This window comes from Mesorhizobium qingshengii (assembly GCF_900103325.1).
In the GTDB taxonomy this organism is placed as follows: Bacteria; Pseudomonadota; Alphaproteobacteria; order Rhizobiales; family Rhizobiaceae; genus Mesorhizobium; species Mesorhizobium qingshengii.
In genome coordinates this window covers 222,131-244,539 of record NZ_FMXM01000003.1, presented here as the reverse complement: position 1 = coordinate 244,539, position 22,409 = coordinate 222,131, and the positions used below count along the sequence as shown (strand labels likewise).

The window sequence follows — 22,409 nt, the reverse complement described above, 5'->3', positions numbered from 1 at the left end:
TGGTACGATCTATCTTCTTTCCGACTGTAAAGGACTGGAAAAGAGGATACGCTGCCGCTCTGCCCCGAGGCGGTCGCTTGATCATGGAGCATCGATATGAGCGAGCGCAAGATCGCCGCACCCGAGAGCGCGTCGTCGCGCCTGCGTCCGCCCTATAAGTCGGTTCTCGACCTGATCGGCCAGACGCCGGTGGTCGAGCTGACCAGGTTCGACACCGGCAAGTGCCGGCTGTTCATCAAGCTCGAAAGCCAGAACCCCGGCGGCTCGATCAAGGACCGCATCGCGCTGTCGATGATCGCCGCCGCCGAGAAACAGGGCAAGCTCAGGCCAGGCGGCACCATCGTCGAGGCGACCGCCGGCAATACCGGCCTCGGCCTCGCGCAGGTTGGCATCCCCAAGGGGTATCGCATCGTGCTCGTCGTGCCCGACAAGATGTCGCGCGAGAAGATCCAGCACCTGCGCGCGCTGGGCGCCGAGGTGCGCATGACGCGCTCCGATGTCGGCAAGGGCCATGCCGAATATTACCAGGACATGGCCGAGAAGATCGCTGCCGAAATACCCGGCGCCTTCTATGCCAACCAGTTCGCCAATCCGGCCAACCCGCTGGCGCATGAAACCACCACCGGCCCGGAAATCTTCGCCCAGCTCGACGGCGATGTCGACGCGGTGGTCGTCGGCGTCGGCTCCGGCGGCACGCTGACCGGGCTCGGTCGCTACTTCGCGAAAGTATCGCCCAAGACCGAAATGGTGCTCGCCGATCCGGTCGGCTCGGTGCTGGCGCCGTTGATCAAGACCGGCAAGATGGAAGAGGCCGGCAGCTGGACGGTGGAAGGCATAGGCGAGGATTTCGTGCCGCCCAATGCCGATCTGTCGCTGGTCAAGAAGGCCTATTCCATATCGGACAAGCAGAGCATGCTGGCGGTCCGCGATCTCCTGTCGAAGGAAGGCATTCTCGCCGGCTCGTCGTCAGGCACGCTGCTGTCGGCCGCCTTGCGCTATTGCCGCGAACAGACCGTGCCAAAGCGGGTCGTCACCTTCGTCTGCGACAGCGGCAACAAATATCTGTCGAAGGTGTTCGATGATTTCTGGCTGGCCGAGCAGGGACTGGCCGAGCACGAACAGCATGGCGATCTGCGCGACCTGGTGATGCGCTCGCACCGTACCGGCGACACCGTTTTTGTCGGGCCTGACGAAAGCCTGCTCAATGCCTATGGCCGCATGCGCCGCTCCGATGTTTCGCAGCTGCCGGTGCTCGACAATGGCAAGCTGGTCGGCATCGTCGACGAAAGCGATATCCTGGCCAAGGTCGACGGTCCCTATGACGGCCGCTGGGAGCGTTTCAACGGCCCGGTGCGCACCGCGATGACCTCCAATTTGCACACGCTGCAGGCCAGCCAGACGCTGGACGCACTGCTGCCGGTGTTCGACCGCAACGAGGTCGCCATCATCTTCGACGGCGACGAGTTCGTCGGCCTGATAACCCGCATCGACCTGATCAACCATTTGAGGCGCGCACGATGACCAGCAGCACACCGCCATCCGGCCCATCAACAGGCAAGAACCGCCTGGCCTTCTCGACCCGCACCATCCATGGCGGCCAGAGCCACGACCCGCTGACCGGCGCGGTGATGGTGCCGATCTATGCCACCTCGACCTACGGCCAGCAGTCGCCCGGCGTGCACAAGGGTTTCGAATATGCCCGCAGCCAGAACCCGACCCGCTTTGCCTTCGAGCGCGCCGTGGCCGACCTCGAAAGCGGCTCGGCCGCCTTTGCCTTTGCTTCCGGCCTGGCGTCGATCGCCACCGTGCTCGAGCTGCTCGATTCCGGCGCCCACATCGTCGCCACCGACGACATCTATGGCGGCTCCTTCCGGCTGATGGAGCGGGTGCGCAAACGCTCGGCGGGCCTCCAGGTCAGCTTTGTCGACTTCACCGACCTTGCCGCCGTCGAGGCGGCGATCCGGCCGGAGACGAAACTGCTCTGGGTCGAGACGCCGACCAACCCGCTGCTGCGCATCGTCGACCTTGAAGGCGTCGCCGCCCTGGCCAGGCGCAAGGGTGTGCTCACGGTCGCCGACAACACGTTCTGCAGCCCCTACCTGCAGCGGCCGCTGGAGCTTGGCATCGACATCGTCGTCCATTCGACGACCAAGTACCTCAACGGCCATTCCGACATGGTCGGCGGCGTCGCCGTGGTCGGCGACAACAAGGATTTGGCCGCCCAGCTGAAATTCCTGCAGAACGCCATCGGCGCCATCTCGGGCCCGTTCGACAGTTTTCTCGCCCTGCGCGGCCTGAAGACGCTGGCGCTCAGGATGGAGCGCCATTCCGCCAATGGGCTGAAAATCGCGCAATGGCTGGAAGGCCGCAAGGATGTGCGCCGCGTCATCTATCCCGGCCTCGCCAGCCACCCGCAGCACGCCATCGCCGTCCAGCAGATGCATGCCTTCGGCGGCATGATCACCGCCGTGCTCGACCGCGACCTTGCCGGGACAAAACGCTTCCTCGAACGCACGCAGCTGTTCACGCTCGCCGAAAGCCTCGGCGGTGTGGAGAGCCTGATCGAGCATCCGGCGCTGATGACGCATGGCTCCATTCCGGCCGAGAAGCGCGCCGAGATCGGCATTTCCGATTCGCTGGTGCGGTTGTCGGCGGGGATCGAGGATGGCGATGACCTGATCGCCGATCTGGAGCAGGCGCTGGGGGGTTGAGGGGACGGTATCGCTCCCGCCGATATTGGCAATCGCCGAAGCTGGCGCCGCCCCTCATTCCCCTGCCGGGCATTTCTCCCCGTATAGGGACGGGGAGAAAGTAGCTGGCCGTGGCCTCGCCGCTTTTCTTGCAACGCTTGCGATTGGCGAAAGCGTCGACAACAGCACCCCTCTCCCCGTCCCTATACGGGGAGAGGATGCCGGCAGGCAGGTGAGGGGCAGCGCTGACATCTGGTGATATGGATCACCGGCCCAATTGACCCCAAACCCCATTCGCCCGAATTGTAGCGCCATGGCCACGCGCGAACCCCCAAAGCCCACCGAGCCCCTCACCTTCGCGGTGCTGGTGTTCCCCGGCTTTCCGATGATGGCGTTCAGTTCCGTCATCGAGCCGCTGCGCGCCGCCAATGTCCTGGCGAAGCGGCAGTGCTACCGCTGGATCATCGTCGGCGCGACCCAGGGTCCGGTCGAGGCATCGAACGGCGTCGTCATCCAGCCGGGCTTCTATGCCGAGGACGCGCCGAAGGTCGACCGCATCGTCGTCTGCTCGGGCGGCGATGCCGATCATCTCGTCGCCGAGGACGCGGCAAGCTGGATCCGCCGCAGCCTGCGCAATGGCGCCCATATCGGCGCGGTGGCCGATGCCGCCTTCTTCCTCGCCCGCGCTGGCCTGCTCGACGGCCATGCCTGCACCTTGCACTGGACCAGCCAGGCCGCCTTCACCGAGGCCTTCCCCAACATCGAACTGCGGCGCGACCTCTATGTCATCGACCGCAAGCGCTTCACCTCGGCCGGCGGCGTCGGCAGCCTCGACATGATGCTGGAGATCATCACCAATGATTACGGCGCCGAGCTTGCCGCCGGCGTCGCCGAATGGTTCGTGCACAGCCCGCTGCGATCGAGCGTGGACCGCAAGCTGATGCCGCTGCGCCTGCGCACCGGCGTCCAGAACGAGCTGGTGCTGTCGGCCATCGCCATCATGGAGGATGCGGTCGAGGAGCGGCTCGGCATGGCCGAGCTGACGGCGCGGCTCGGCGTGTCGTCCGACAAGCTCGAACGCTCCTTCCGCTCCGAACTCGCCATCTCGCCCAATGGCTATTACCGGCGGCTGCGGCTGAAACGCGCCGCCGATCTGCTGGCGCATTCGACGCTTGCCGTGCGCGACGTGGCGCTGGCCTGCGGCTTTGCCTCGATGTCGAGCTTTGCCCGGGCTTTTCGCGAGGAGCATGGCCATCCGCCGAAACTGGCGCGAAGGCATTAGGACAATCTAGCTGTTTGCCCCCGACGGCTGAGATGGGTGGAAAGCAGACATTGAATGAACTAGCGCACCATGCAAGCGTTCGTTGATGGACAAGTCACCAGCGATAGAAGCAGCCCGGCACTTTCTCACCGTTGTCTGGGGCGGGGAGGCTCCGAGCGACGAGGCGCTCCTCGAGGCATTGGACCGGCTTGTGTTCGCTTACCATCACACGCCTGACGCAGGCCCCTCGGACACGGATTTGAAGGCGCCCAGGTTCGACGGAGCAACGCTTTATGAGGAAGTGGCGCGCCGCTTTCCGGATCACGGCCACTATCCAGTTTCCGACCCGACTGCATCACGAGAGGATGCAGCGATGATGGGCGACGCAATCGATGACCTAGCGGACCTGACCTTGGAGATGCGTCAGGTGGTCTGGCTGGCGGACCATAGGGCCTCATGACGCGCATTGGTTCTTCCGGCTTCACTTCTTTCATTGGGGTCGGCACGCGCGCGAACTATCGCTCTACCTTCATGCGAGGCAGTTCCGATGACTGTCTGCCATGGGCCGAACCGATCGTTCGGCTGATGGGCTCTGGCCTAGGGTGCAGCGGCATCCGGCACAACACACGCGGTTTTCCGCACAATGCTGCCGTCCCTCCTGCGCCATGCTCCGACCTCGCAACCAGACCCAAGGCCAAGCACCCATGAGCATCGTCGTATTCGACCCCGACAGCACCGAAGATGTCGACTTCAAGGACCGCATGCGCCACCCCGCGGCGGCCGATCCGGCCGGCGGCATGTGGCTGTCGGACACCGAGCCGTCCTTCATTGATGCGGATGCCTTGCGCAAGGGACGGCTGGCCAAACTGCGCGGCTGGATGCGCGAGGCCGGCTATGGCGGCGTCGTGCTGTTCGACCCTTACAACCAGCGCTACGCCACCGGCTCGCGCAACATGTTCGGCTATTTCCTGCGCAACTCGACCCGCTATTTCTTCATCCCCACTGTCGGCCCGATCGTTCTGTTCGAATATCCGCAGAGCTACCATGTCTCGATGGTGCTCGACACGATCGACGAGGCGCGGCCTTCCAAGCTGGTCTGGTCGTCGGTCTCAGGGCGCGACGACGAGACCGCCGGCCCCTTCGCCGACGAGATCGCCGAACTTTTGAAGCAGCATGGCGGCGGCTCGATGAAGCTCGGGCTCGACCGCTGCAGCCATCTGCAGGCGCTCGCCTTGGAAAAGCGCGGCTGCGAGGTGCGGGATTGCCAGGGCGAGATCCTGGCGGTGCGGGCGGTGAAGACGCCCGAAGAGGTCAAATGCCTGCAGGTGTCGATGGCCGGCGCTGAAGCCGCCGTCTATGCGGTGCGCGAGGCGATCAAGCCCGGCGTTTCCGAAAACGACCTGTTCGCCATCATGTATGGCGAGGTCATCCGCCAGGGCGGCGAGTTCATCGAGACGCGGCTGCTGACCTCCGGCCAGCGCACCAATCCGTGGTTCAACGAGGCCAGCGGCCGCAAGATCCGGCCCGGCGAATTGCTGGCGCTCGATACCGACACCATCGGCTGCTACGGCTATTATTCGGATTTCTCGCGCACCTTCCGCTGCGGGCCGGGCAAGCCGACGCCCTACCAGAAGTCGCTCTACCGCATGGCGCACGACCAGGTTCAGCACAACATCGGAATCGTCAAACCCGGCATGGCCTTCCGCGAGATCGCCGAAAAGGCGTGGAAGATCCCGGACCGCTTCGTCGACCAGCGCTACACGTCGGTGATGCACGGCGTCGGCATGCATGGCGAGACACCGTTCATCGCGCATGCCATGGACTACGAGACCTATGGCCGCGACGGCCATATCGTGCCAGGCATGGTGGTGAGCGTCGAAAGCTATATCGGCGAGAAGGGTGGCCGCGAGGGCGTCAAGCTGGAGGACGAGATCCTGATCACCGAGACGGGTACAGAGCTTCTGTCGCGCTTTCCCTATGAGGATGAGTTTCTTGCATGAAGGCCCCCATCTCCATCAAGCGCGGCACGGTGGCCGGGGTGTTCATCGACCTGCAGGAGGAACACCGGCAGGACAAGCGCTATCTGGTCGAGGGCTTTGCCGGCATCCTCGCCAACGTCCAGCGCCTGCAGGCGGCGGCGCGGCAAAACCATGTGCCGCTCTGTCACTGGGCCTACATCGTCGATCTCGACAGCCAGGACCGGCCTTTTCATCCGGTGGGTGCCGACGGCAAGTCGGCCTTCTCCGACAAGAGCGATCCGTTGACGCGGATCTGCCATGAGGTGGCGCCAGTCGATGGCGAGGCGCTGCTGATCAAGGCCGAGGCCAGCGCTTTCCGCACCGGTCCGGCGGCCGATCAGCTCAAGGCGCGGGGGATCGAATGGCTGGTCATCGCCGGCGTCTGGACCGAGGCCTGCATCGACGCGTCGGTCAAGGATGCCGTAGGCAGGGGCTTTCGCGTGCTGCTGGTCAAGGACGCCTGCGGCAGCGGCAGCGCGGCCATGCACCAGACCGGCATCCTCAACCTCGCCAACCGGCTCTATGGCGGCGCCGTCACCGACACCGACGGCGCCTGCCGGCTGCTGGCCGGCGAGACCGTCACCGCCTGGCAGGTCGAGGGCTCGGTGCCGCTGCGCTTCACCTTCGACAACGCGGCCGCGCTCTACGCTGATCTATGACGGCCGAAAGCAGGACTCGCGGCAAATACGAAACCCGGCTCGACCCCGCTCTGTGGGCCTATATCGACGCGGTCAATGCCTGGTATCCGCCCGAAATCACCGCCCTGCCTATCGACAGGCAGCGCGAAGTCTACGACAGGATGTGCCGGGCCTTCCATCAGGGCCGCCCGCCCGGGGTCACGGCCAGCGACGGCCTGATTGCCGCCTCGGATCACGGCATCCCGGTCCGCCGCTACCAGCGCGCCGGCAAGGCTGCGCCGGCGCTGGTGGTCTATTTCCACGGTGGCGGCTTCATCCTCGGCGGGCTCGACAGCCATGACGACATCTGCGCCGAGCTCTGCGCCGGCACCGGTTTCGACGTGCTGTCGGTCGACTACCGGCTGGCTCCGGAACATCTCCACCCCGCCGCCTTCGACGACGCGCTGGCCGCCTTCGAGTGGGCGGCGGCGACCACCGGCCTGCCGCTCGTGCTGTGCGGCGAAAGCGCCGGCGGCAACCTCGCCGCGGCGGTGGCGCAGGCGACACGCCATCATCCCCGTGCAGCGATCGGCCAGGTGCTGATCTATCCCGAACTCGGCGGCGACGAGACCACCGGCTCGTACATCGAGCACGCCGAAGCCCCGCTGCTCTCCGTCGGCGACATCGCCTTCTACCGCGACGTGCGGTCGGCCAGGCGGCAGTCGCCGGACGATCCGACCTTCTTGCCGTTGCGCGACACCGATTTCTCCGGCCTGCCGCCAACGGTGATCATCACGGCCGAATGCGACCCGCTGTCGTCGGATGGCGAGACCTATCGCGACCGCATTGTTGCCGCCGGCGGCAAGGCATGGTGGCACGAGCAACCCCGCCTCGTGCACAGCTTCCTGCGCGCCCGCGCCACGGTGCCGGCCGCGGCGGAGGCTTTCGCGCGGATCGTGGCGGCGGTTGGAGCGCTGGGCAAGGGTGAGTGGCCTTATTGAGGGCCAACGAGGGAGCGCCAATCTCCCCCCTTGTGGGGGAGATGCCCGGCAGGGCAGAGGGGGGCGTGACGGATTGCCGACCTTCGATCCTCTGATCACCCGAAAATCCGTTTGAGACCGCAGCTGGAATTGACTGAGAGGTCGGCGGGACAGCGCCCCCTTCTGTCCTGCCGGACATCTCCCCCACTTGGGGGGAGATTGGCTGTCGCTTCCGCCTTCGCCATTTTCCCGATGTTTGCTGAGTGGAACCCCCCTGCGGAGCACCGCACAAGAACTGCGGAAAACCGAACACTCCGCTGCGGCACCCCGCCCTATCATCGCCTCAGGCAATGGCGCCCCGGCGGTCGCGTCCGCCCTGCATTCGTCGATTGGCCGGGGCGAGACTTTTTTCGTGCATGCCGTTGTCCCAAAACCGCTGCGCACTTTTGGGCGGCATGCACCAACAAGAGGGAACGACGATGAAGTTCATGCTGACCGACCGGAAACTGCACCCGAAAGCCAGGCCCGTCGCCGATGATTTCAGGAAGGGCGGCATCAGCCGCCGCGAATATCTCGCTCTGATGGCCGGCCTCGGCGTCAGCGCCGCCGGCGCGCTGGCGCTGGGCGGCCTCGGCACCACCCCTGCCCGCGCCGCCGAGCCCAAGCGCGGCGGCACCTTGCGCGTCGCCATGAACGTCAAGGGCTTCAAGGATCCGCGCACCTTCGACGGCGTCGAAATGTCCAACGTCGCCCGCCACTGCAACGAATATCTGGTGCGCTGGAACACCGACTTCTCCTTCGAGCCCTGGCTGCTCGAAAGCTGGGAACCCAGCGACGACGCCAGGACACTCACCCTGCATGTGCGCAAGGGCATCACCTGGTCGAACGGCGATGCCTTCAACGCCGACGATGTCATCCACAACCTCACCCGCTGGTGCGAGGCCGGCGTCGCCGGCAATTCGGTCGCCGCGCGCATGGGCGCGCTGGTCAATGCCGACACCAAGAAGGTGGTCGACGGCGGCATCCAGAAGGTCGACGACTTCACCATCAAGCTCAATCTGCCCAAACCCGACATTTCGCTGATCGCCGGCATGGCCGACTATCCGGCGCTGATCATGCACCGCTCCTATGACGGCGAGGCGGACCCCAAGAAGGCGCTGGCCATCACCACCGGCCCTTGCGAGCTGGTCAGCTGGGATGCCGAGACCGGCGCCGAGGTGAAGCGCAAGGACAGACCGTGGTGGAAGGGCGAATTCTGGCTCGACGGCATCAAATGGGTCGATTACGGCTCCGACCCCAACGCCATGCTGTCGGCCTTCGAATCCGGCGAGATCGACACCGACCACGAGACCGCCTCCGACGCCGTCTCGCAGACCGACAAGATGGGGCTGATCAATTCCGAGATCGCCACCGGCTCCACCATCGTCGCCCGCTTCAATGTCGGCAACGCGCCCTATGACGACGTCAAGGTGCGCCGTGCCGCCCAGCTCGCCGTCGACAATGCCGCCGTGCTGAAGCTCGGCCTCGATGGCCGCGGCAAGCCCGCCGACAACCACCATGTCGGCCCCATGCACCCCGAATATGCCGATATCGGCCCGGCCAGGCGCGACGTGGATGCGGCGAAGAAACTGATCGGCGAGGCCGGCAAGGCCGACCACGAATTCGACCTCATCTCGGTCGATGTCGAATGGCAGAAGAGCACCGGCGACGCGATTGCCGCGCAGATGCGCGAGGCCGGGCTGAAGATCAAGCGCACCGTGCTGCCGGCCGCCACCTTCTGGAACGACTGGAGCAAATACCCCTTCTCCTGCACCGAATGGCTCGGCCGCCCGCTCGGCGTCCAGGTGCTGGCGCTCGCCTACAAGTCGGGCGCCGCCTGGAACGAGAGCGCCTACGCCAACAAGGAGTTCGACGAACTGCTCGACAAGGCGCTGGCCATGCCCGACGCCAAGGCGCGCAAGGAGATCATGGCCAAGATCGAACAGAATTTGCGCGATAGCGGCATCATCATCCAGCCCTACTGGCGCTCGGTCTTCCGCACCTACCGCAAGGGCATCGAAGGCTGCGAACAGCACCAGGCGCTCGAGCAGCATTTCGAGAAGGTGTGGATCGAGAGCTGAGGCTTCTCCGTCCAAAGCCGGGTGAGGATTGAGAATACAAGCTCGACGACGCCGACCTATCGTAGGTCAGCGCCGCCCCTCATTGCCCTGCCGGGCATTTCTCCCCGTATGGTGACGGGGAGAAAGGGCTGGCCGCAACGCCCATGCCTACCTTGCGACGTCGACAACTGGCGAACCCATCGAAGACAGCGCCCCTCTCCCCGTCACTATACGGGGAGAGGATGCCGGCAGGCAGGTGAGGGGCAGCGCCAACGCTGGTCTTCCTGTTGCAAATTTCGACCCGCTCACCGCCCAGGCCTCAACAGCGTCCAGATCCAGCCGATGAAGGTCAGCACCAGGAACGGATAGCCGGCGGCGGGCAGCGGCGACGAGGTCGGCAGCAAGGGCGCGCCCCACAGGATCATGCAAGCCGAGACGACAAACAGCAGGGCGGCGATGAGCGCGGTGAGCCGCATCCACATAGCGAAGGTTTTTGGCGCGCTGACTAGGACCAGCGCCGCCGCCCATAGCGAGATGCCGCCGACATAGGAGGGCACGCTGGCCTCGAGCCCCGCCGCATTGCCGGCGAGCAGCAGGCTTTCGCCCGCCAGGAAGGTCAGGAACCCGGCAGCTATGCCGTCATTGCCCAGCCGCTGGTACTTCATCGTCAGCAGCGCGGTCGCCACCACCAGCGCCACGCCGTCGATCGTCCACAGCGTTTCGCGCAGCGCGTCGCTGCCCACGAAGGTGCCGGCAAGCCCGAAAGCGCCGCCGATGGCGAGGCCGGTCGCGGCGACGATGTCCAGAGGATTGGAACGCATTTGAAATCCCCCCAAAGCCGGAGCGGAGGATACTCCACGGCGGGGTGTTCTCAAAGCCGGTGTCGAAAGCGCGAGGCGGCAAGCGGCGGAGGGTCGCCTCGGGCGATCCGCCCTCCCGGGCCGATCCGGCAACTCAGGGGTGCGGGGAAATGGCCGGCGCGAATGCCGGTGAGGGCAGTTGCCTGAGCCCGCGCCGGCCACTGGCGAACTGATTAAGGTCCGCCGCACGACTTTTCTACCGCTCGGATGCCGCACGATCAACCAACTCAGGGTTGGGTGCGGACTGGTCTTGCAAGAGTTGCAGAAGGCGCTCTCGCATTGTAGCAACGAAAAAGCCCGCCCCGCCGGGGCGGGCCTCGCAGTGCATGCCCTTAATCGCAGGGCTGCGACACTGGACACGCAATAGCCGTCACGGCCGAAAGCTTCTCGCGCCTGTTCAGCGTCGGCTTTGCATAGATCTTTTTCATGGATGTTCCCCTTGGCCCCCAATGGCCGGGGTTCAATGGCGCAGGTATGAGCGCGATGTCAATGCGCGGCGCTTCTCGTGGGAATGTCAAGGAGGTTGTCATATGAATTATCCATGCTTGCAGAATCACAGGTGCAAGCATATGCTTGCACAACCGACATGCAAGCACGAGGATTTTCAGTGACCGACAAAGACCCCAAGAAAGCAGAAGCTGCCAGAGCGCGGGCCAATTCTCTGACTCCTACGGAGAGAAGCGAGATTGCGAAGCGCGCAGCCGATAACCGATGGAACAAAGACCTCCCAGCGGCCACCTACACCGGCGAAATCGAGGTAGGCGATGCCCACCTGTCATGCGCCGTTCTTGAAAACGGCATCCGGGTACTCACTCAAAGCGATATGATGCGAGCGCTTGGCAGATCGAGGCAGGCTAAGGGACGTGGCTTCTATGATGCCGACGTCAACTTGCCTGCTTTTTTGACCGCCAAGAACTTAAAGCCATTTATTCCCAATGACTTGTACGTGACGTCTAGTCAGATTGAATTCAGACTTCCGTCTGGTCAAAAGGCGTTCGGTTACCGAGCAGAGATGCTGCCGCAAGTCTGTGAAGTCTACCTGAAAGCCAGAGATGCGGACGAATTGACCGGCAACCAGAAACATATCGCCACCCAGGCCGACATTCTGATGCGTGGCCTCGCCACGATCGGCATCGTCGCGCTCGTTGATGAGGCTACCGGGTATCAGCGAGATCGCGCTGCCGATGCCCTTGCAAAAATTCTGGAAAAGTTCATTGCGAAGGAATTGCAGCCTTGGGTTCCCACGTTCCCCAACGTGTTCTATGAGCAGCTTTTCCGCCTTCGCAATTTGGATTTCCCGCGCGAGACGGTTAAGCGCCCACAGTATTTCGGCCACCTGACAAATGACATTATCTACGACCGTCTAGCGCCGGGCATTAGGGAAGAACTGCGCAACACAACCCCTAAGCTGCCGTCCGGGCGTCGCAAGCATCACATGCATAGGAAGCTAACCCCGGATATGGGCCACCCGAAGTTGCGCGAGCATCTGGCATCTGTGACGACAATTATGCGCCTAAGCTCGAATTACGAGGAGTTCAAAAGAAACTTGGATAAAATCCATCCTCGCTATGGCGAGACGATAGCGATGGATTTTGGCAGCGAGGGACTTTAGCGGTTACTCCACCGCTTTTCTGGCAACCGGTCTTCACCGCGCAGCTTCAGCGCCGCGCTGGCGGGGGGCCCGCTGCCTCCGGCAGCTCCCCCGCTTTCGAAGCCTGACATCGATCCACCGGATCGATGTCTCGGCGCCGCGCTGCGCGCGGACGCCCGACCGGCTTCTCAATCCCCCATCTTAAGCGCCTGGATAAACGCCTCCTGCGGGATATCCACCTTGCCGAATTGCCTCATCCGCTTCTTGCCTTCTTTCTGCTTGTCCAGCAGCTTGCGCTTGCGCGAGACGTCGCCGCCGTAGCATTTGGCGGTGACATCCTTGCGCAGCGCCGAGATGGTTTCGCGGGCGATGACCTTGCCGCCGATCGCGGCCTGGATCGGGATCTTGAACAGATGGTGCGGGATCAGCTCCTTCAGCTTCTCGCACATCTGCCGGCCGCGCTTTTCCGCCGCCGTGCGGTGCACCAGCATCGACAGCGCGTCGACCGGCTCCTCGTTGACCAGGATCGACATCTTCACCAGGTCGCCTTCCTTGTAGTCGGTCAAATGGTAGTCGAACGAGGCGTAGCCCTTGGAGATCGACTTCAGCCGGTCGTAGAAGTCGAACACGACCTCGTTGAGCGGCAAATCGTAGGTCAGCATGGCACGCTTGCCGACATAGGAGAGGTCGGCCTGGATGCCGCGCCGGTCCTGGCAGAGTTTCAATATGCCGCCGAGATAGTCGTCGGGGGTCAGGATCGTGGCGCGGATCCACGGCTCCTCGATGGCGGAGATCTTGACCACGTCGGGCATGTCGGCCGGGTTGTGCAGCTCCTTCATCGAGCCGTCAGTGAGCAGCAGACGGTAGACGACCGATGGCGCGGTGGCGATCAGGTCGAGGTTGAACTCGCGCTCCAGCCGCTCCTGGATGATTTCGAGATGCAGCAGGCCGAGGAAGCCGCAGCGATAGCCGAAGCCGAGCGCCGCACTTGTTTCCATTTCATAGGAGAAGGAAGCGTCGTTGAGGCGCAATTTGCCGACGGCGGCGCGCAGATCCTCGAAATCGGCGGCGTCGACCGGGAACAGGCCGCAGAACACCACAGGCTGCGCCGGCTTGAAGCCGGGCAGCGCCTTGGCGGTCGGGCGCCTGTCCTCGGTGATGGTGTCGCCGACGCGGGTGTCGGCCACTTCCTTGATCGAGCCGGTGAAGAAGCCGAACTCGCCGGGGCCGAGTTCGTCGACATTGATGCGGGCGGGCGTGAACACGCCGGTGCGCTCGACCAGGTATTTGGCGCCGGTGCCCATCATGCGGATGGTCTGGCCCTTCTTCAGCACGCCGTCGATGATGCGCACCAGCACGATGACGCCGAGATAGGCGTCGTACCAGCTGTCGACCAGCATCGCCTTCAAGGGCGCGGTCGCGTCGCCTTCGCGCGGCGGCGGCAATTGGTGGACGATCGCCTCCAGCACGTCGGGAATGCCAAGTCCGGTCTTGGCCGAGATCAGCACGGCGTTGGAGGCGTCGATGCCGATCACCTCCTCGACCTGTTCGCGGATACGCTCGGGCTCGGCCGCCGGCAGGTCGACCTTGTTCAGCACCACGACGATCTCGTGGTTGTTGTCGATGGCCTGGTAGACATTGGCCAGCGTCTGCGCCTCGACGCCCTGGCTCGCGTCGACGACCAGCAGCGAGCCCTCGCAGGCGGCCAGCGAGCGCGACACTTCATAGGCGAAGTCGACGTGTCCGGGCGTGTCGATGAGGTTGAGGATATAGTCCTCGCCATTGTTGGCGTGGTACTTCAGCCGCACCGTCTGCGCCTTGATGGTGATGCCGCGCTCGCGCTCGATGTCCATCGAGTCCAGCACCTGCTCCTTCATGTCGCGCAGCTCCAGCCCGCCGGTGGACTGGATCAGCCGGTCGGCAAGCGTGGATTTGCCATGGTCGATATGGGCGACGATGGAGAAATTTCGGATGTGGTCGAGGGGCGTGCTCATGTCGCGCGCTTTAGCAGGGGCGGGTTGCTGCGGCAAGCGGCACAGCCGCCACCGGGGCAAGCGGCGTAGCCCGCTGCCTGGGTAAGCGGTGCGGGTCCCGGCACGGCCCACAAGCCGCTGGCTTCAGGCGGCCGGCACATTTTTCAAAGCCCGACGACATCAGGCAAGGATCGGCCCGACAAACTTGGAAGTTCTTAAACTTTGATCCATCCCTTTAGGGCATAGTTTGCCTCCGGTATGCTAATTTAGCCTAATGTTACGCTGTCGAGGAACATAGATGCCAAGGTTTGCAAGCGATTTTCTGCGCTCGCGGAGCGGCTCGCTCGCGCCGATACTCATTCTCAGCATGATCCCGCTGCTCACCGCCGTCGGTTTCTCGGTCGACTATACGTCGGCGGTCCAGACCAGGTCGAACATGCAGGCGGCGCTCGATGCCGGGATCCTGGCGATCACCACGATGGACACGAGCTCGACGCTGCCGCAGCGCCAGGTGACGCTGCAGAATGCCTTCGTCGCCAACGGTGGAGAGGGCACCGCGACGCTGAAAAGCTTCGTGGTCAGCGCCAACGGCACCGCCACCGCGCAAGCCACGGCAAGCTTCGCCATGCCGACCGTTTTCATGAAGATCGCCAGGATCGACAACGTGCCAGTCGCCGTCGCGTCGGCGGTGACCAAGACGCCGGCGCTGGTGCAGACCACCTTCAAGGTCACCGGGGTGTCAGGTTACTGGAACAAGAAGATGACGCTCTACGGCACGCAATTCGGAGCGAGCGTGGCCAAGCCGCTGATGACGATCGACTATACATATGGCAACACTAAAGATCCCAAAGGCTACGGCACCACCATCGTGAACACCATCACCAATTCGGGCGGCCAAGACGTCACCACGATGGTCCAGAAGCAGGTCTGCACCGTCGGTAAAAATCCGCCCAATGGGGTGACGCTCAAGACCGATGCGAGTGGCACGAAATATTACTGTGTCGATACTATGTATCCGTCCAATGGCACCGGCGCGGTCATAGACGTCAGTCAGATGAACGGCCTCTATCTGCAGATGGACGTGCCATCAGGCAATCCTAAAAAGCTCATGTCGAATGACCCGGCCACCTCCAACAGGCTCTATAACGGGGTGAGCGCGAACAGCCTGACCGAGACCGCGACCGGCCAGATCGTCGACATCTTCAGCATCGTGCCCTGTGGCATCCCGAGCTATCAGGCCTGGGAAGACGGCGGCAATCCGGTGCCGGCGCCGGTCTCCAATGCCGACTTCTTCTACACCGTGAACGGCAAGTGCGACTTCAACCAGCGGCCTTCCAACACGGTGCTGACGCAGTAAGCGCAGCCCGCTTCTTCTCGCCCTTGTGAGGCCAGAAGGGTGGGCGAGGCCCGTGACTCGCCCAGGGCGGTGGGCGAGCGAAGCTCGGCGGATGAGGGGTGCTGGACGGAGCACAAACGGTTGGCTAATCTGACGCCATGCCGCATCAACCCGTTCCCCCCAGTCAAACGTAGCTTTGCCCGTTCGCTCCGGCGTGAAATGACGGAAGCGGAAAACAAGCTTTGGCATGAACTGCGTGATCGCAGGCTCGACCGGACAAAATTTCGGCGCCAGATTCCCTTCGGAAAATACATTGCCGATTTCGTTTGTCTCGAAGCTGGGCTGATCATCGAGATTGATGGCAGCCAGCATGCGGGGTCCGAGTCCGATCGAATCCGCAAGGCCGAGCTGGAGGCGAAGGGCTTTCGCGTTCTGCGTTTTTGGAATGATGATGTCCTGAAAGACTTGAACGCCGTCTGCGACACGATCATCGCCTATGTACGGGATACAAATCTGCAGCCTTGGCGATAGGGGCGCCCTTCCCTTCTCCCCTTGTGGGAGAAGGTGGATTGGCGCGCAGCGCCAAGACGGATGAGGGGTGCTGGAAGGAATGAGGCGTTAGCGTTCCCTGGAACACCCCTCATCCGTCGCCTTCGGCGACACCTTCTCCCACAAGGGGAGAAGGGAAGGCGACGATCACAAACCGGTGAGCGCTGTAACGAACTCCGTGGCGACGACGAAGTGGGGACATGACCGGCGCATCCAGGCGCCGCCCACGGAGCCAGCCAATGTCGGGATATCAAGCCAAGCGCAGCAAGCTTCTCATCGCAATGTTCGGCCTGGGAGCGCTCGCCGCGTCGCTCGGTGCCGCCGCCGCCCAGCCGCTCACCGTGGTCGAGCTGTTCACCAGCCAGGGCTGCTCGTCCTGCCCGCCCGCCAATGCCAACCTGATCAAGGTCAAGGACCAGCCCGGCGTGCTGGCGCTGTCCTTCAACGTCACCTACTGGGATTACCTCGGCTGGAAGGACACGTTCGGCAAGCAGGAATTCACCCAGCGCCAGGTGAGCTACGAGCCATCGCTCGGTCATGACGGACCGTTCACCCCACAAGTGGTGGTCAACGGTCATGCCGATGCCGTCGGCGCCGCGCCCGGCGAAATCCAGCATCTGATCTCGAGCGCCGGCCGCGCCAAGGGCCCATCGCTGTCGCTCGACAGCGGCAAGATCAGCATCGGCGCCGGCTCGGCCCCGGGCGGCAAGGCCGATGTCTGGCTGGTGCGCTACACCAAGGGCGTCGTCCAGGTGCCGGTGGCGCGCGGCGAAAACACCGGCCGCACGCTGCCGCATGCCAATGTCGTCCATTCGCTGAAGAAGCTCGGCAGCTGGACCGGCGACGCCATGGCGCTGAACCTGCCGGCGGCTTCGGATGGCCTCAGCACCGCGGTGCTCGTCCAGTCGCCCGGCGGCGGGCCGATCCTGGCCGCCGCCACCAACTAGAAATCACGCTTCGACAAGAGATTGCGCAACGCCGCACGAGCGGCGCCGCAAGCACCCGGCCGCCTGGAAGGCGCGCCATCAACCCACCAGGAGACCATCATGACCGTTCTTTCCCGCCTGACGCTGCCGGCGCTCGCTTTCGCTCTGTGCTCGACGGCGCTGTTTGCCGGCGGCATCGCCCGCGCCGACGACGCCACCGATGCGATGAAGCCGGCGGACGCCATGGCGACCGATGCGATGAAGCCCGCCACCGACGCCATGAAGCCCGCCGACCCGATGGCCACAAACGCGATGGCCCCGGCCGCCGACGCCATGAAGCCGGCCGCTGACGCCATGAAGCCCGCGGCGGACGCCATGAAGCCTGCGGCTGATGCGATGAAGCCGGCGGCTGACGCGATGGCCCCGGCCAACTGAGATTGGTCCGTGGCCGGCTGTCCCTGGCGGGCTCCCTGTCCAGCCGGGGACAGTCCCTTCCGGCCCAGGCCGGCAAGTCTGGACCGATTGACGGGCGCACGTGAAATTGAGGCGTCGGCCGCAACTCGCCTGTCGCACAATCCTATCTCATCCAATAGACTCCACACGATGGACGTCACAGGAGTTCAGCCATGACCGACATACAACAACCAGCCGTCAGACAGTCGTCGAACTTTTTCAAAGGCGCGCTCGCCGCGTTCGTGCTGGCCGCCGCTGGCGCCGCCTTCTGGCAGACGCCGGCGATCTCGGCCGAGGACGCGGTGGTCATCCCGCCGCCGGCGATGGACGAGAAGGCAACCCCGGGCAGCGAAAAGGCGATCTTCGCCGGCGGCTGCTTCTGGGGCGTGCAGGGCGTCTTCCAGCACGTCAAGGGCGTCAGCAAGGCCGTTTCCGGCTATACCGGCGGAGCCAAGGACACCGCCGTCTACGAGACGGTCGGCAGCGGCCGCACCGGGCACGCCGAATCCGTCGAGATCACCTACGACCCGTCCGTTGTCACCTATGGCCAGCTGCTGCAGGTCTATTTCTCGGTCGCCCACAATCCGACGCAGCTGAACTACCAGGGGCCGGACAGCGGCACCCAGTACCGTTCGACGATCTTTGCCGAAAACGACGCGCAGAAGAAGATTGCGCAGAGCTACATCGCCCAGCTCGACCAGGCCAGGGTGTTCCCGAAGCCGATCGTCACCACGCTCGAGACCGGCAAGACCTTCTATCCGGCCGAGGATTACCATCAGGATTTCCTGACCCTGAACCCGACCTATCCCTACATCGTCTACAACGACCTGCCCAAGGTGGCGAACCTGAAGCAGCTCTTCCCCAAGCTCTACAGCGAGAAGCCGGTCCTGGTGCTGTCGGCCAGCAACTAGGGTCCAGACCCTGGATCTGGATGTTTGCGCGGAGAGCCGAAGCTCCCCGCGCGCGCCCCGGTACCGACCGGCATCCAGCCCGCCCCAGCCCAGTAGATGAACTGGCGCCTATCGGCCGCGGGGTCTGGTGTGAAGACGTTCGGGGTCGCCGCACACCAGAGCGAAGGCCGGCGCAGTGCCGGCAATCGGGATCAGTCGCCCATCGTCATCGCGTCGCACGACACGTTCGGGTTCATGTCGGCGAAGGTGCCGGTCGGGTTCTTCTTCCAGGCCCAGACATGCAGTTCATAGAACGGGCCGAGGCCGTAGCGGTTGGGGGCGCTGTTGAAGTTGAACAGCTGCCCTTCCAGCGACGCCGGGCCTTTCGACGTGATGTATTCGACCGCCACCAGCTTGAGCTTTCCGTCGGCCATCGGCTCGTACATGACAGCCTCGGGCTTGGCGAGGTCGACCGCATCGTCCTTGAGATAGCCGGCGTTGACATAGTGGATGCCCATGGCGCCGCCGGTGATGCCGCTGGCGCAAGGGATCGGTGCATAGCCCTCGGCCGTGGCCATCGCCACGTTCTCGAAGCGGCCGTTGGCGGCACGCACCTTCGCATCCAGCGAGCCGGCATCACCGGCATTGGCGGCCGTCGCCGCCATCGACAAGATCGACAGGTTGATAAGGTGCTTGGTCCACAGATGGATGTTCATGTTCTCTCCTCGTTGTTGATGGCGCGCGGGAGCGGCGAGCCGCCCCGCCGCGAAGTCGGACCTGGGCCGCACGCATCAGCGGCCCGACCGGGTGAAGTCCCAGTATTGCGGCAGCTCCTCGAGCTCCGGCAGGCCGACGTCGCGTCTCAGATAGTCGTCCTGCGGAGGCAACCGGCGCCGGCTCTTGCGCAATGATGGGAACAGCACAGAGGCAATTCGCCGGAGAACCCGGCCCAGTAACGGGCCTCGTCCGACTGGTCTCGAAGCCGCCAGCACCTCGCTGGACGGGTCGTCAGAAAAGCCGCCATCGCCGCCAAGGACCGTTTGATGGTCATGGAGGGCATCAACGATAAAAGTAAGGGTCAAGGACCCGCACCTCCGTGATCTTGTCGACAGGCAGCGAGTTTTTCTGGGCGGTGCTGCGGATGGCTTCGGGCGAGGGCCCATCGTAGATGCAGAAACTGTGCTTCTTGTCGGGCGACACGAAGGACTGCACCCAGGTCACTCCCTTCTCGGCATTGCGCGTGATGACGCCGTTCATCGCATCGACGCCGGCATCGTTGATCGGAACGACGAGGCCATCCGGAAATGTGCGTTCAACCAGGTAACGGGGCATGAGTCGGTCTCCTTTTTCCAGTGATTCACGCTCGATCCGAGCGCGGCCGGACAAAGATCACGCCCGTCAACGGCGCGCATCGGAGCCTTTCCCTATGTTTGGCGGGACGATTCCCCATGTTTGCAACGTTTGGTTTCGGGAGCCACAAAGCGGATACCGACCCAGGCTACCCTGGCGGACGGATTGTGAGGCCGCCGGCCTCGACCTGTGAGAGGGTGATGATGCTTCTGGAACGGCAGGCACAGCTGGAGCAGCTGGACGGGCTTTTGGCGGAGGCGGCGCGCGGTCACGGCCGCGTCGCGGCGTTGACCGGCGAGGCCGGCGCCGGCAAGACAACGCTTGTCGAGGCCTTCATCGGCGCGGTAGCCGAGGGCACGCGCCTGTTCCGCAGCGCCTGCGAGGATCTGTCGATACCGGATACGCTGGGGCCGCTCTACGATCTCGCCCGCGAGGCGCGATGGGCGCTGCCGCAGGCGATCGACATCCGGCAGGGACAAAGGCTGCCGCTGTTCTCCGACGCGCTCGACGTCTTCGAGACGAAGGCGCAGCCAACCCTGCTGGTCATCGAGGACCTCCATTGGGCGGACGACGCAACCCTCGATTTCGTGCGGTTTCTCGGTCGGCGCATTTCAAACACCCACATCCTTCTGCTGCTGACGGCACGCACCGACCGCAGCGAGGGACAGATGCGCGTGCGCCGCGCGCTCGGCGAAATTCCGGCCAGCAGCGTCGCACGCATCGATGTGCCGCTCTTGAGCGAGGCGGCGGTCCTGTCGCTTGCCGGCGCCGCCGGCCGCGATGGCGATGCCATCTACCGGGCCACGGCCGGCAACGCCTTTTTCGTCACCGAACTGTTGAGCGCGGAAGATGAAACCGCCTTGCCGGCCAGCGTGCGCGACGCCGTCGTCGCGCGGGCCGAACGCCTGTCCGCCGGCGCCCGCTCGATGCTCGACGCGGTCTCGGTGTTCCCGAGGCGCGCCGACGCCTGGGCCTTGCAGGACCTGTGCGGCGTGGCCAGCGCCGGCCAACTGGCAGAGTGCGTCGCGAACGGCCTGCTTGAGGATCTCGGCGACGGCTACGCGTTCCGGCACGAGATCGCCCGCCGCGCCATCGAGATGATGCTGTCGACGAGCCACAGGAGACAGTTCAACCAGCGCGCGCTGTCGGCACTGCTCGAAAAAGGCGACGTTGCCACCGCCCGGCTGGTGCATCACGCCGTCGAGGCTCACAATCTGGAAGCGGTGCGCGAACTGGCACCGATCGCCGCGAAGGAAGCCTCCCGCGTCGGCGCGCATCGCGACGCCGCCGGCTACTATGAGGTCGCCTTGCGCCAGGCCGACAGCCTGCCGGTGGCCGAGTGCGCGGATCTGTACGAGCGCCATGCCTTCGAACTCCACCTGATCGGGCAGATCGACGAGGCCGTCGCCGCGCAGGAACAGGCACGCACGCTGCAGCGGGCCATGGGCAATACGCTGAAAGAGGGAGACAGCCTCAGATGCCTGTCGCGCTTCGCCTACCTGCTGGGCGACCGCACGTCCGCGGATGCCTTCGGAGCGCAGGCGGTTGCGCTGCTGGAGAGCGTGCCGGCCGGCGCCGAACTCGCCATGGCCTATTCCAACCTCTCGCAGCTGGCGATGCTGGCCGAAAGGCTCGACGAGACGGTGTTGCTCGGCGACAAGGCGATCAAGCTCGCCGAACGGCTGGACCGGCCAGACATTATCTGCCACGCCCTCAACAATGTCGGCGCCGTCGGCCAGTGGCTGGACCTGGCCACCGGCCGGCAGCAGCTTGCCCGCAGCCTTGAAATCGCGCTCGAGCACAATTTTCAGGAACATGCGGCACGCGCGTTCACCAACTGCGCCTGCAGCGAGATGAACCAGCTCGGCTACAGCCAGGCCCGGTCCTTCCTCGATCGCGGGATCGACTATTGCGTCGAAAACGACCTCGCGACCTGGCGTGACTACATGCGCGGCGTAAAGGCGCAGTTGCTGGTGCGCCACGGACGATGGGACGAGGCCGCCGCCGAGGCCCTCGATGTCATCACCAACGACCAGGCGACGGCCCTTGTGCGTTATCCCGCCCTGGTGGCTCTGGCCCGACTGCGGCTGCGGCGCGGCGATCCGTCGGCCGAGCCGATTTTCGAGGAGATGACCCGGTTCCTGGAAAGAGGAACCGAGCTGCAGCGCCTGGCGTCCTATGCGGCGGTCATGGCCGAGCGGGCCTGGCTCGGGCAGATCGACAAGGCGCAGGCGCTCGCTTTGATCGACCGTGCCGAGACCCTTTCCCCCACGCGGGCGGTTTTCGCCGAACTGGCCAGCTGGCGGCAGCTGCTGGCTCCCGACAGCGACCCCGGTGACACTGACGGCATGGCGGCTCCCTACAGGTTGCTTCTGGCGGGAAACTGGCTGGAAGCGGCGGCTTTGTGGGCGGAGCTGCAAGCCCCGTTCGAACAAGGGCTTGCGCTGATGCAGGGCGACGAGGCGGCCCAGCGTTCGGCGCTGGAGATCTTCGAAACCCTCGGCGCGAGGACGGTTGCCCAGCACATGCGCGACATCATGCGCAGAAACGGCCTCATCAACATCGCGCGGGGGCCGCGCCGCACCACGCGCGCGAATGGCGCCGGCCTGACCCAGCGCCAGATGGAGGTGCTGCAACTGATCGAGCGAGGCTTCTCCAACAAGAGGATTGCCGAGCATCTCACCATTTCGCCGAAGACCGTCGATCACCATGTCTCGGCGGTGCTGGGCAAGCTGGACGCCGGCTCTCGCGGCCAGGCCACGGCGGCGGCACGCGACTCGGGGCTGATCTGAAACCGGGCCGCTTTGCCCCGAATA

19 protein-coding genes are annotated in these 22,409 nt (G+C 64.4%); 15 read left to right on the top strand and 4 right to left on the bottom strand.

What is annotated here, in order from left to right; all coding sequences use genetic code 11:
- Positions 1-96: 96 nt before the first annotated feature.
- From BLS48_RS04895 to BLS48_RS04855, 8 genes are all read left to right on the top strand, one after another.
- Positions 97-1,521: a pyridoxal-phosphate dependent enzyme gene (locus tag BLS48_RS04895; protein ID WP_091575872.1), complete on the top strand. Its 1,425-nt coding sequence runs from the start codon at positions 97-99 to the stop codon at positions 1,519-1,521.
- Complete coding sequence (locus BLS48_RS04890) at positions 1,518-2,711, top strand: trans-sulfuration enzyme family protein (RefSeq protein ID WP_091575871.1); 1,194 nt, start codon at positions 1,518-1,520, stop codon at positions 2,709-2,711. Before BLS48_RS04895 ends, BLS48_RS04890 begins: the two co-directional genes overlap by 4 nt.
- Positions 2,712-3,003: 292 nt before the next feature.
- Positions 3,004-3,972, top strand: a complete 969-nt coding sequence (locus tag BLS48_RS04880) for a GlxA family transcriptional regulator (RefSeq protein ID WP_091575870.1) — start codon at positions 3,004-3,006, stop codon at positions 3,970-3,972.
- A gap of 85 nt (positions 3,973-4,057) precedes the next feature.
- Entirely contained in the window at positions 4,058-4,411 is a 354-nt protein-coding gene (locus BLS48_RS04875; protein WP_208604583.1) for a hypothetical protein, read from the top strand.
- A gap of 244 nt (positions 4,412-4,655) precedes the next feature.
- On the top strand, positions 4,656-5,951 hold the full coding sequence (locus tag BLS48_RS04870; protein ID WP_091575869.1) for a M24 family metallopeptidase: 1,296 nt from the start codon (positions 4,656-4,658) through the stop codon (positions 5,949-5,951).
- Entirely contained in the window at positions 5,948-6,628 is a 681-nt protein-coding gene (locus BLS48_RS04865) for an isochorismatase family protein (protein ID WP_091575868.1), read from the top strand. Before BLS48_RS04870 ends, BLS48_RS04865 begins: the two co-directional genes overlap by 4 nt.
- Positions 6,625-7,587 (top strand): alpha/beta hydrolase, encoded by a 963-nt coding sequence (locus BLS48_RS04860; protein ID WP_091575867.1) that lies wholly within the window; start codon positions 6,625-6,627, stop codon positions 7,585-7,587. The genes BLS48_RS04865 and BLS48_RS04860 overlap by 4 nt, the downstream gene beginning before the upstream one ends.
- Before the next feature lie 458 nt (positions 7,588-8,045).
- Positions 8,046-9,686, top strand: coding sequence for an ABC transporter substrate-binding protein (locus BLS48_RS04855; RefSeq protein ID WP_091575866.1), 1,641 nt, complete (start codon positions 8,046-8,048; stop codon positions 9,684-9,686).
- 284 nt (positions 9,687-9,970) lie between these two features.
- On the opposite strand, the gene BLS48_RS35560 is transcribed toward BLS48_RS04855, so the two are convergent.
- Positions 9,971-10,486: a hypothetical protein gene (locus BLS48_RS35560; RefSeq protein ID WP_167364949.1), complete on the bottom strand. Its 516-nt coding sequence runs from the start codon at positions 10,484-10,486 to the stop codon at positions 9,971-9,973.
- A 646-nt stretch (positions 10,487-11,132) separates the two neighbouring features.
- Here BLS48_RS35560 and BLS48_RS04840 point away from each other — a divergent pair.
- Entirely contained in the window at positions 11,133-12,137 is a 1,005-nt protein-coding gene (locus BLS48_RS04840) for a P63C domain-containing protein (RefSeq protein WP_091575865.1), read from the top strand.
- A gap of 167 nt (positions 12,138-12,304) precedes the next feature.
- Here the strand turns inward: BLS48_RS04840 and lepA are convergent, their stop codons facing one another.
- Positions 12,305-14,110 carry a translation elongation factor 4 gene (gene lepA, locus BLS48_RS04835; RefSeq protein ID WP_091575864.1) on the bottom strand — a complete coding sequence of 602 codons (1,806 nt, stop codon included), beginning with the start codon at positions 14,108-14,110 and terminating at the stop codon, positions 12,305-12,307.
- Positions 14,111-14,387: 277 nt separating this feature from the next.
- On the opposite strand from lepA, the gene BLS48_RS04830 reads away from it, so the two are divergent.
- The 5 genes from BLS48_RS04830 (at position 14,388) to msrA (ending at position 18,264) form a co-directional block, all read left to right on the top strand.
- Positions 14,388-15,446, top strand: coding sequence for a TadE/TadG family type IV pilus assembly protein (locus BLS48_RS04830; protein ID WP_091575863.1), 1,059 nt, complete (start codon positions 14,388-14,390; stop codon positions 15,444-15,446).
- A 120-nt stretch (positions 15,447-15,566) separates the two neighbouring features.
- Positions 15,567-15,956 (top strand): endonuclease domain-containing protein, encoded by a 390-nt coding sequence (locus BLS48_RS04825; RefSeq protein WP_244529513.1) that lies wholly within the window; start codon positions 15,567-15,569, stop codon positions 15,954-15,956.
- Between the two features lie 257 nt (positions 15,957-16,213).
- Positions 16,214-16,921 (top strand): DUF1223 domain-containing protein, encoded by a 708-nt coding sequence (locus BLS48_RS04820; protein ID WP_167364948.1) that lies wholly within the window; start codon positions 16,214-16,216, stop codon positions 16,919-16,921.
- A gap of 99 nt (positions 16,922-17,020) precedes the next feature.
- Positions 17,021-17,335: a hypothetical protein gene (locus tag BLS48_RS04815; protein WP_091576214.1), complete on the top strand. Its 315-nt coding sequence runs from the start codon at positions 17,021-17,023 to the stop codon at positions 17,333-17,335.
- Between the two features lie 191 nt (positions 17,336-17,526).
- Complete coding sequence (gene msrA / locus BLS48_RS04810; RefSeq protein WP_091575861.1) at positions 17,527-18,264, top strand: peptide-methionine (S)-S-oxide reductase MsrA; 738 nt, start codon at positions 17,527-17,529, stop codon at positions 18,262-18,264.
- A 191-nt stretch (positions 18,265-18,455) separates the two neighbouring features.
- Here the strand turns inward: msrA and BLS48_RS04805 are convergent, their stop codons facing one another.
- Positions 18,456-18,959, bottom strand: coding sequence for a hypothetical protein (locus tag BLS48_RS04805; protein WP_091575860.1), 504 nt, complete (start codon positions 18,957-18,959; stop codon positions 18,456-18,458).
- Between the two features lie 343 nt (positions 18,960-19,302).
- A complete protein-coding gene (locus BLS48_RS04795) occupies positions 19,303-19,575 on the bottom strand; it encodes a DUF4242 domain-containing protein (RefSeq protein ID WP_091575858.1) in 273 nt (90 codons plus the stop codon).
- 221 nt (positions 19,576-19,796) lie between these two features.
- Between BLS48_RS04795 and BLS48_RS04790 the strand changes: the two genes are divergently transcribed.
- A complete protein-coding gene (locus BLS48_RS04790; RefSeq protein WP_091576213.1) occupies positions 19,797-22,385 on the top strand; it encodes a helix-turn-helix transcriptional regulator in 2,589 nt (862 codons plus the stop codon).
- The last annotated feature ends 24 nt before the right edge of the window (positions 22,386-22,409 follow it).